The sequence below is a fragment of the Flagellimonas aquimarina genome (assembly GCF_003149745.1).
Lineage (GTDB): Bacteria > Bacteroidota > Bacteroidia > Flavobacteriales > Flavobacteriaceae > Flagellimonas > Flagellimonas aquimarina.
Genome location: NZ_QGEG01000001.1, coordinates 278,405 through 290,280, shown reverse-complemented (window position 1 = coordinate 290,280; position 11,876 = coordinate 278,405). Strand labels below are relative to the sequence as shown.

The 11,876-nt window shown below is 38.9% G+C and carries 5 protein-coding genes; all 5 read right to left on the bottom strand.

The genetic code is table 11. The features are described from left to right. Positions 1-77: 77 nt before the first annotated feature. Complete coding sequence (locus DKG77_RS01290; RefSeq protein WP_109659449.1) at positions 78-1,568, bottom strand: SusD/RagB family nutrient-binding outer membrane lipoprotein; 1,491 nt, start codon at positions 1,566-1,568, stop codon at positions 78-80. An 11-nt stretch (positions 1,569-1,579) separates the two neighbouring features. Next, positions 1,580-4,732: a SusC/RagA family TonB-linked outer membrane protein gene (locus tag DKG77_RS01285; RefSeq protein WP_109659447.1), complete on the bottom strand. Its 3,153-nt coding sequence runs from the start codon at positions 4,730-4,732 to the stop codon at positions 1,580-1,582. Between the two features lie 296 nt (positions 4,733-5,028). Further along, the gene (locus DKG77_RS01280) at positions 5,029-7,263 is read right to left on the bottom strand and encodes a GH92 family glycosyl hydrolase (RefSeq protein WP_109659445.1); all 2,235 of its coding nucleotides are present in this window, start codon (positions 7,261-7,263) and stop codon (positions 5,029-5,031) included. Next, positions 7,263-9,608, bottom strand: a complete 2,346-nt coding sequence (locus DKG77_RS01275; RefSeq protein ID WP_207785424.1) for a GH92 family glycosyl hydrolase — start codon at positions 9,606-9,608, stop codon at positions 7,263-7,265. The genes DKG77_RS01280 and DKG77_RS01275 overlap by 1 nt, the downstream gene beginning before the upstream one ends. Before the next feature lies 1 nt (position 9,609). Further along, positions 9,610-11,862, bottom strand: coding sequence for a GH92 family glycosyl hydrolase (locus tag DKG77_RS01270; protein ID WP_109659441.1), 2,253 nt, complete (start codon positions 11,860-11,862; stop codon positions 9,610-9,612). Positions 11,863-11,876: the final 14 nt, after the last annotated feature.

Here is an 11,876-nt window from a genome sequence, read left to right as displayed (position 1 = left end):
AAACTACTAACTCTACTTAAAATTAAATTAAAAAACTTACTGAATTAAAATTAACTAATGATAAAAAGATTATTATGTTATTGAACGTCCCACCAAACACGTGTGGTTAGTTCATCTGGGCCTTGTCTTGCAATAGCCTCAGCATAGTTTTCTGGATTGTTGGTTTGTTCACTTTCTGAATAGGATAACCTTCTTGGAATGGTCCCGTTGGTTACGTTACCAGGAAAATTAACGGGCACCAATACAGGGAAACCGGTTCTTCTCCAGTTTGAGAAAGTCTCATACTCATTTAGAAAGGTTGCTGCCCAATATTGCGTGTTTATCTGCTCTAAAGCGTTACCAGCATCATATGGATTGTTTGTTAGATAGGTGTCAATATCAGCTGAATCAATTACACCGGCGTCTCCATAAAGAGATAACATTTCCATAGCGGCTCTTACTCCATTGTTATAATGCGTTTCAGCATCACCTGCAAGACCCCAACGCACATTGGCTTCTGCTAGCATAAACTGAACTTCTGCATAGGTTTGGAAGATCATAGGTGCATCTACCCCAGTAATTATACTTCTATTGGGTTCTGCATAATTATCCATATTCTCTTCACCGGTTAAAGCTAGAAGCCCTGGTCCATCAAGACCGTTTGGAAAACCAATTAAATTTGCAGGATCAGTATCTCCATCACTTCTTCTTGCTCCTAAAATAGGCAGTCTAGGATCATTTCCAGCTTGCATAAAGTCAACAAAGGTTTTACTAAGTCTGGGGTTACCATCTGCTAGAAAAACCTCACCATTTCCATTTTGGTTAACACCTGCTGGTCCAGGAGTATGAGGTACAAAGAAAATGTCCGCATTGGATTCCATTACGCCTCCAGCTATTGCTGTAGTGGCCCAGGACTGGGCACCTGCGGGATCAACTTTTATTAATCTTAATCCTAAACGAAGCATTAGCGAATGTGCCAGTCTTTTCCATTTGGCTTGATCACCGTTATAAATGATGTCTGCATCTCCAAAGGCTGAAGTACCTGAACCCAACAACGCAGCAGATTCCTGTAACTCATTAAGCATGTCTGCATAGATTTCACTTTGCGGATCATATCTGGGCTTGGTAATACCTTCCAAAACTGCTAATCCAGCTTCACTGTAAGGAACATCGCCATATAAATCCGTCAATCTTGAAAACACGAAAACACGCATTATTCTGGCAATTGCTTTCATTTCATCTGGAGCTTCTTCCGTATCCAATTGAAACAATAGATCTTGTAACGTTTTAACCGCGTTACCATAATATCTATCCATTAAGGATGAAGCATAGCCTCTGTTCCAAGTATACTTGTCTCCATCCCAATAACCAGCTGTAGTTGCTATATGCTGCATCATGGTAGATTGATAGATCAAACCTGCACGCCAATTATCATAACGTTCACTAGAAGCAAACAGTTGCGCTGCAGTTAATTTGTTTGCAGCATTTACTTGAACTGGTTTTAAAGGATTAACGTTCAAATCTTCAAAACCCTCATCGCATGCGCCAAGTACTAACGCAAACAATAAAATATAAATAGCTTTTTTCATAATTATTTTTTTTAAAACTTAACGTTAAGACTTACACCATAACCTCTTGTGGTAGGAACTCCAAAATATTCCAATCCTTGAGAGTTACTCACATTATATGCACTTTCAGGATCTACATTATCAATACTTCTTTTAATGTAGAATAAATTTTGCGCTAATAAGTTTATTGTGGCACTTTTAATAAATGTCTTTCCCAAGATTTCAGTTGGAAAAGTATACCCCAAGCTTAATTGTCTAAACCTGATATAGTCCGAATCTTCGACAAACTCTTCTGCAATGTCATTAACTCTTCCCCAATAGTTTGATAAATTTTCAGGTGCTACTGTTGTGTTAAATGCTGCACCAGTTCCGGCGTCGGCGTCAAAGGTTGCGCCGTCAATTCCTGAAACAGCTAAGCCATTTTCTCTACCTTCCAAGGTTCTTTTATGCAACCCTGTCCCTATGGCGGTTGTATTTGTTCCTGAAAATAATTGTCCTCCAAATTTTCCGTCAATCAAGAAATTAAGGTTGAAGTTTTTATAGCGAATGGAATTTGAGAAACCAATGGTCCATGGTGGAACACCATCCCCTAAGATTTTGCGCTCTCCTTGGCGTGCTATCGGTACGCCATCACCATCAATGTCGTATACAATGTTTCCGTTATTGTCACGTACATAAGAGGTGCCAAATATAGTACCATACCGTTCTCCTACAACATGTGCTATTCTAACATTTCTTGTACGAGGCTCATCAAGGAAAATAGGGTCTCCAACGTCGTTTGTACTCACAACCACCCCTTCATTAAATGAAGCGTTAACGGAAGTTGTCCATTCAAAATTTTCATTACGGATGGGTGTACCTGTAATCAATAGTTCAACACCCTTGTTTTCAATTTCACCAATATTAAATATTGCATTATTGAATCCTGACCCTACAGAGGTAGTTACCTTTACAATATCACTGGTTATTTGATTGGTATAGTATGCAAAATCTAATGATAATCTATTGTTCAAAAATCTTGCATCAAAACCAATTTCAAATTCATCCTTGTTCCATGGAACAAGACTTGCATTTGGAACCGTACCACCTGTTATCCTTCCTAATGGTTGCCCTAAATGTCCTTGATCAAAAATCTCATAGGTCAATGCTAGTTGATATGCTTGATCGGCACCTCCTGCAGTTTGGGAAAATCCACTACGTAGTTTTAAGAAATTAACGAATGTGGGCATCTCAAACATATCCGATAGGATTAAACTACCACTAACTGAAGGATAAAAATCATTATTAGAGGTTTCCTTACCAGGAAAAGAGAGGGTAGAGAACCAGTCATTTCTTCCGGTAAAAGTTAAATATGCAAATCTATTATAGGAGAGTTCTAAAGAACCGTAAACGGATCCTATTTTTCGTTCTCCGAAATTGTTAAGATCTGGATCAAAATTTCTATCCCTGGATTGGCGTGCGGTGTTCCCCACATCTTCTAAACCAGGTACAATAAAATCATCTCCTCGCTGTCTTAAAACTTCATGGTCAATACTGTTTTTGTTTGCTCCAACAAATGCATTCACCGCGAATTTCTCTGTTATGTCCTTCTCAACACCTAGAATAATATCGGAATCTACTTGGCTATATCTATATTCGTCTTCCACGATGGAACCTAATGGTTGAAACGCAGTGCCAAAGGGTGTTACATTTGTTCTACGTAAGGTGTAATGGTCAATACCTGCCCTGGCTGTTACATATAGCCAGTCCAAAATATCATACCGAAGCGTAGCAGAGGCAATGAGCCTATTTCTTGTGTCTTCGTTTCTAAAGTTAAAGGCGGCAAAATAAGGGTTTTGCGAAAAAATATTGTTAGAATACTGTATTTCATTGCCAAATTCATCTGCTCCTGGATTCATAAACCTGACATCCACATTGGGGGATAACAAACCAACAGTAAAATTAGCATTACCGGGCGCATCTGAAAGTCTGGGTCTGTTTTGTACATCTTCTATACTATATTTGGCGCTAACCTGTGCAGTTAACTTTTCTGCCAGTACAGCCCCAGCATTCAAAGCAAAAATCTTCCGATTCAATCCTGAATTTGGTGTAATATCATCGTTGGTAAAGTCTGTAACTGAAAACCTAATATTGGTAGTTTCAGTCCCACTGGACATCGCCACGGTGTTTATGAACGTGGTGCCTGTATTGTAAAAATGCTTTAAATTACTGCCTACATAGGAATAGGGTCTTTGAACACCATCCCATTGTACCACTTGGGAGCCATCTAATCTAGAACCCCATGAACTAAGGCCAGCTTCTAAAGCATCTTCTTGAGTGGCTGGCGCTACTGCTAATTGACCTTGACCATAGGTTGTTTGAAAGTCTTGTATTGAAGTATCAACTACATCAAAATTTGCTGTACTTGTAAATTCAATTCCAAAACCTTCTTGCTTGCTACCGCTCTTTGTTGTAATAAGAATAACACCATTACCACCTCTAGAACCATATAATGCGGCTGCGGAACCACCTTTAAGAACTGAAATAGATTCTATTTCATCAGCATTAAGGCTGGAAATACCATCACCACCATCATTACCGCCCCACAAACTTGCAGCTCCATTGTTTTCGTTTCCTATTGGAATACCATCCACAACATATAAAGGTTGGTTTCCTCCTGTTAATGAATTGTTACCCCTGATAATAACCCTACTGGAACCGGCAGCACCAGTGGAGTTTTGGGTAATGTTTACACCGGCAATCTTACCTTGCAAGGAATTTATTGCGTTGGGTGTCTTTATGGTTGCAATTTCTTCGCTTCCAACCTGTGTGACCGAATACCCAAGTGCTTTCGTTTCTTTTTTAATACCTAAGGCCGTTACAACAACCTCTCCTAACAATTCCACGTTTTCTGCCAAGGTGACATTAATTGAGGATTGTCCACCTACGGACACTTCTTTTTCGGTATAGCCAATAGCGGAAAATACCAAAATGGCGGAACTACCAGAAACTGAAATTGAATAATTGCCATCGAAATCTGTAGAAGTACCATTTCTAGTACCTTTTTCTACAACATTAATACCTGGTAACGGACCTCCAGTATCTGCATCTGAGACCGTTCCGGTAACTGTTTGTCCTTGTGCCATTATCCCTTGAATACATAGAAGTGACAAAAGCATTAAGAAGTAATGAATTTTTTTGTTCATACTGTTTGAGTTTGGTTATTAGTTTCTAAAGCTTAACATAAGCTTAATGTTCACTTTATAAATGTTCAAATTCCTTATTTATATAGAAAAAAAATTCGACTAATAACAAACCTGAAAAGCTAAAGAACATGGAAGCGAAAACGATTGAGGTGGGCAATTTATATAAAACGTATGCTTTTCAACTCGTTAGACCTTTAAAAATGGTCTTTTCCAGTAAAATGATTTTTTACAAAGACCTAGATTTTTCTTACAAAACCAACTGTGTTTGTCTTTAAAAAGAGCTGAACGACATTATTTTAGTCGAAAAAAAATTCAATCTGACGAGCTTTTGTAAAGTTTTGGTGTGAAATAAAATAGTCTTTATGTTTTTTCCCGTCAATTAATATGGAGTTGATTATTTCTTTTTTATCTGAAGGCTTGGAAATAATGGTCAATACATCCTTTGAATAATAATCGGTATCCAGATGAATTGTAATTTTATCAAATGTTGGAGTGGTGAGAGCATATATGGGATCTGCTGGAGTCACCGGATATATTCCCATCATCGAAAACACTGCCCAAGCGCTCATTGTTCCTGTGTCATCATTTCCTGGAAGACCATCAGCAGTATTTTTAAAATAGGTTTTCAACAATTCCGATACTTTTTTTTGTGTGCGCCACTCTTGTCCTTTGGAGTAATTGAACAAATAGGGGTAAGCAATGTCAGGTTCATTGGCCATATCAAACTGATTCTTGTCAAATACATCCTGTAAACGATTTGTAAAAGGCTTGGTGCCTCCCATTAATTTCATGAGGCCTTTTACATCATGGGGTACCATAAATGTATACTGCCAAGCATTTCCCTCTATGAAGCCCACATTCTTTTCAAAATTGGCACCTGTTTCTGGATTGTACGGTGACAGCCAACTACCATCATGGTTTTTAGGTCGTAACAAATTGAATTCCGAATCGAATAGTTTGCGATAGGATGTGGAACGTTTTGCAAAACGTTTGTAATCTTCTTTTTTGCCCAGCTCTTTTGCCAGTTGAGAAATGGCAAAGTCTGTAATATTATATTCCTGAGTTGTTGAAACAGAACCACTATTGGTCGTTTTTGTGGTTAGGTAACCTTTTTCAATATAATCCTGTATACCAGGCCTAAGTGGATTTGCTTCTAGCTGGTCTGCACTTTTAAGCATTGCCCCATAAGCCTTTTCAATATCAAAATCCCTTATTCCACGTAAATAAGAATCAGCTATTACAATACCTGCAGGGTCACCCACCATTGTAGTGGTTTCTGTTGCATTTAGTTCCCATTTGGGTAACCACCCAGATTCATCATAAATCTGCAACATACTTTTAACCATATTGGATTGTTGTTTTGGGTATACCAAACTCATCAATTGATGCAGGTTTCTGTAAGTGTCCCAAAGTGAAAATGTGGTGTAACGTGTACCTTTTGTTTTTAAAGTTTCACGTGTTTTCATTTTGGGGTATTCCCCATTAAAATCGTTTAGTGTACTTGGGTGTATCAATGTATGGTATAGGGCAGTGTAAAAAATGGTTTTTTCGTTCTCTGAGCCACCTTCGACTTCTATTTTTGATAGATATTGGTTCCATTCCTTTTTTGTAGAAGTCAATAGTTGGTCAAATGTCTTTCCTTCTGTTTCTTTTTCTAAATTTTCACGGGCATTTTCAATGCTCACGTATGAGACTCCGATTTTCATTTCAACCTGAGTCGGTACTGCAAAATCATAGTGCATATAGGCACCAATGCTATCCCCCACAACTTCTTTGGTGTAGCCTTTCATCAGTCTGGATATTCCATTGTAGCCCATCCACCCAGCTTCCGCTCCTTTATATGTAGTGGGTTTTTTCCAAACCCCAAATTCTTTAGCAGGTTTTGAAAACTTTGCCACAAAATATATGGGATAGGCTTCTTCAGGCTTGTAATAGCAGAAGGATCCCACGGAACGGATTCCCTCAATTTCGGTTGGCGAAACGACATTTACTTGGGCCCCTTGCTCGTTGGTAAGCCCTAATCCTAGATTCAACAATATGTTTGATTTGCCAGCGGGAAAGGAATATTTGCTTATTCCTGTGCGGGTTGTAGCGGTTGCTTCAACTTTAATGTTATACTTATCCAAAATGTTCGAATAATAGCCAACCTTGGAAATTTCATTGGAGTAGGTGGTCCCGTATTCTAAATGGTTGGTTTTAATGGTTCCAGTGGTTGGCATAGCAAGAATGACCCCTAGTTCTGGGCAACCAACACCACTCAAATTTACATGACTGAAACCCGTTAAAAAAGTATTTTCATGTACGTATGGAGTGGATAACCAACGACTGTCCTTTTCCAAGGGAAGGTTTTGAGGGCCTGCAACATTAAAAGGAGATACGTTGGCCATTCCTCTAACAGCAATTGGTCCAGGATTGGTAGTTCCAAAATTGGAAGTGCCTATAAAGGGATTTACGTATTCCACTGGGGTTTTTTGTCCAAAACAGGTTGAATAAAGAAATAACAATGTGATGCTAATGAATATTCTTTTCATCACTTTTCAGAATTGGACAGGGAATAGGGTATGGACTCTATAGAAACTCCCCACTTTTTATTTGGTTCAGTGGCCATTTCAAAATGTAATTCACCTCCTTTTTGAATAGTTTCCGTAGCAATCCAAGTATTGTCATAGTCTTTGTTGTTTAAACGTGCACTTTGGATAAATGGATGGTCTTTTCCATTACCTTTTGCAGTAATTTTAAAGGTATTCCCATTTTGAAGATGCAATATTGCTTCATCAAAAAGGGGACTGCCAATGACATACTGATTGGTGGCCGGGGCAACAGGATAAAAACCCAGAGCGCTGAACACGTACCAAGCGGATGTTTGTCCATTATCCTCATCACCACAATAGCCATCTGGGGCAGGGGTGTAGAGTTTGGTCAATACTTTGCGCACTTTGCTCTGGGTTTTCCAAGGTTGCTTGGCATAATTATACAGATAGATCATGTGTTGGATAGGCTGGTTGCCATGGGCGTAGTTCCCCATATTCATAATCTGCATTTCTCGTATTTCGTGAATGGTAAATCCATAATAGGAATCGTCATATTCAGGAGGCATATTAAAAACGCCATCAAGCATCCCCACAAATTCTTTGTCACCACCCATTAAGTCCATAAGCCCCTGTACATCATGAAAAACACTCCAAGTATAGTGCAGGCTGTTTCCTTCTGTAAAAGCGTCTCCCCACTTTAATGGATTAAAAGGAGTTTGAAATTGCCCGTCCTTGTTCTTTCCTCTCATCAATTTTGAAGAAGGGTCAAACAATTTCTTGTAATTAAGGGATTTTTTGTAGTAGGTGTCTGCCAGTTCGCTTTTACCCAAAGATTTAGCCATTTGGGCTATTGTAAAATCCGCGTAGGCGTATTCTAAAGTTCTGGCGGCATTTTCATTAATGCCCACATCATAGGGTACATAGCCCAATTCATTGTAGTAATCAACACCGGCTCTCCCAACACTGTTTACGGGTCTTCCTTCGGACGTGGTTGCATTTTTAATTACGGCTTCTAAAAGCAAATCTTTATCAAAACCAGTAACCCCTGTCAAATGTGCATCGGCAATAATTGGGGCTGAATTGGAACCGATCATGCAATCTCGATGACCTGGGCTTGCCCATTCTGGGAGCCATCCAGATTCTTTGTAGGTGTTTGCCAATCCTTCCATGATATTGCTGTTCAATTCTGGATACATCATATTAAAAAATGGAAACACAGCACGGAAGGTATCCCAAAAACCATTGTCTGTAAACATATAGCCCGGCAACACCTGGCCATTATATGGACTATAGTGCGCCACTTGGTTATTGGCATCAAACTCGTAAAACTTTCGTGGAAACAACAATACACGATACAAGCAGGAGTAAAAAGTGCGCAGATGATCTATATTTTGAGTGCTCACTTCAATCCTGCCCAATTCTTTTTCCCAAGCTTCTGTAGCTTCACTTCTGGTTTCTTTAAAATCTTTAGAGCCAATTTCTCTGTCCAAGTTCAATTGTGCTTGTTCTGGACTTATAAAGGATGAAGCCACCTTTACGTGTACTGCTTCACCTCTTTTTGTTTTAAAACCTATGATGGCCCCTACATGATCCCCTCTGTTTTCCGTTGTGTTTTCTTCTAATTTCCAATCATCGCCCCAAGTATGGGTGAGTTCAAAATCTTTATCAAACTCTGCTACAAAATAGTTATGGAAGTTTTCTGGAACACCTCCACTATTGTTTCGGCAATAGCCAATAATTTTCCGTTGCTCGGGCAAAATTTTCACCATGGAACCTTTAAAAAAACCATCAAGCATGATATAGGCTTCATCCGTTTCTGGGAAGGTAAATCTAAAATGTGCGGCACGTTCTGTAGGTGTCACTTCGGCGACCACATCATAATCGGCCAAATAAACGCTATAATAATCTGGTTTTACGGTTTCGGCCTTATGCGAAAAATGCGAAGCTCGCTCATCTTCCTTGTATTTTAGATCTCCGGTAACCGCCATTAAAGAGAATGCTGCATAATCATTGATCCAAGGGCTGGGTTGGTGGGTTTGTTTAATGCCCCGAATTGTTTTTTCGTCATATTTATAGGTCCAACCATCTCCCATTTTTGAGGTCATGGGAGTCCAAAAATTCATTCCCCAAGGTGTTGCAATTGCAGGGTAGGTATTTCCATTTGACAGACTGAAATCTGAATCAGTTCCCATTAACGGATTCACATATTGCAAATATTCTTTTTTACCCTTGGACTGGTTTTGAGCTGACTCATTATTTGTGTTCTGTGCACAAGAGCCAACTACCAAGGCTAGGGCAAAAATGAAAATCGTTTTCTTGATTTGGTAAATCATTCTCAATCTCATACTAGTTGTATATTTTGTTGACTTCTGGTGTCTTCAGTTGATTCTTATCGGCCAATTTTGAATCATTGGTCATGGTAAATACCAATGTACCACCATTCATAATTTCTTGGTGTGTGATGTAACTTCTTTTTAATTCATTACCATTTAGGGATACACGTTGCACAAATTGATTTTCTTCTAGACCATCAGCGCTAACTGTGAAGGTTTTGCCATTCGCCACTTGTACGCTCGCTTCCTTAAAAAGAGGTATTCCTAAATCATATACTCCTTGTGCAGGATTTACAGGATAGAATCCCAACGAACTAAGAATATACCAAGAAGACATTTGTCCACAGTCTTCATTGCCACAATGCCCATTGGGCTCATTTTTATATTGATTTTCTAAAATCTCCCGAACCAATTTTTGTGCTTTTGAAGGTTGGTTTAAATAATTGTATAGGTATGCAACGTGATGACTAGGTTCATTGCCGTGTGCATATTGACCGATCATTCCTGTACTAAATACAGGCAATTTGTCTTCCGGACTTGGTGCATAGCTGAACATGGAATCCAGTTTCTGTTCAAAACGTTCTTCTCCACCTGTTTTTTCAATAAGTCCAGTTATGTCCTGCGGAACATACCAGTAATAATGCCAGGCATTGCTTTCACAGAAATAGGGAGAGTATTCTTTTGGTAAAAAAGGTTCTATGAATTTTCCATCCATATCTTTGGGTTGCAACCATGATCTTTTAGAATTATACAGGTTTTTCCAATTTTCTGAACGCTTCAAAAAGTATTCATAATCCTCTTGCTTACCCAGGTCTTTTGCAAACATGGCAACGCACCAGTCATCATATGCATATTCCATGGTTTTGGAAACGGACCAATTTTCATGATGCTCATCCACAGGAATAAATCCTCTTTCTTTGTATACATCAATCTGACGCTCATTCACCATTGCACTTTCTTTGCAGGCTTTGTAAGCCAAATCAAAATCAAACTGAAACCCTTTAAAATAAGCATCCACAATCACTGGCACCGCATGGTACCCAATCATCATGTTGGTTTCACTGCCTTGCATAGACCAAACAGGAAGAACATCTGTTTCTTTGTAATGTGCCAATAAAGACTTTACCATATCGGGTACTTTATCAGGTTGAATTATGGTATACAATGGGTGTGCTGCCCTAAAAGTGTCCCATAATGAAAAAGTATCGTATCGGTTATAACCTAATGCCTTTGCTACAGAGTCCTTTCCTATTTTGTATTTTCCTTCAGTATCATTTGCGGCTTTGTACTCACCATTGCTATCGCTATATAATGTTGGAGCCAGCATGGATTGATACAGCATAGTGTAGAAAATGTTTTTCTTGTCAACATCGTTCGATACTATTTTTATTTTTTGAAGCTCTTTTTCCCAGATGGCTTCTGCATTTCTTTTGATTTGGTTAAAACCTGTGTTCGCTTCTTGCTTAATTGCTTTCCCGGCAGTTTCATAACTTACGGAGGATAATCCCGTCTTTACTATAATTTGTTCTCCTTCATCTGTAGTATAGTTCAAAACTATTTTTGAATTGTTTTCCTTGCCGTTGTCATCAATTTTATAAGAAGTAAAAGGTTTTGAAAAGTGCATTTCAAAAAACACTTTTTGGTTTCTGGCCCAGCCAGTAGACATTCTATGACCTTGTAAAATTGAGTCATTGACAACTTTTATAAAAGTACCTGTGGGCTTGTCCCAATTTAAGGTATATCCGAGGTCCACATGAATTTGACTACTCTCATCTTTAGGGAATGTATATCTGTGCACTCCAACTCTACTGGTCGCGGTCATTTCTGCCTTGATCCCATAATCCAACAAGTTTACCCAGTAATATCCGGGAGATGCACCTTCATGATTATGATTAAAATGAGAAAAAGGTTTGTAATTGTTCTGTTCAATCCTATCTGAAAACCTGCTGTTGGTTGGCATCACTAAAATATCATACAAATCGCCTGCACCTGTTCCCGTAAGATGTGTGTGCGAGAATCCCGAAATGATGGAATCTTGGTAATAATATCCAGCAATCCTATCCCATCCGGGAATTCCAATATCCGGACTTAGTTGCACCATGCCAAAGGGAGTAGTAGCGCCAGGGTATGTGTTTCCAGGTCCATCTGTTCCTATAAATGGGTTCACATAGGTGATTAGTTTTTCATCAGCGGTTTCTTTCTTTGGATTTTGGGAACAGCCTATTGATAAAACTAAAATTGCTATATAAACGTAACTCAACCTCATTTGCTCTCACATTT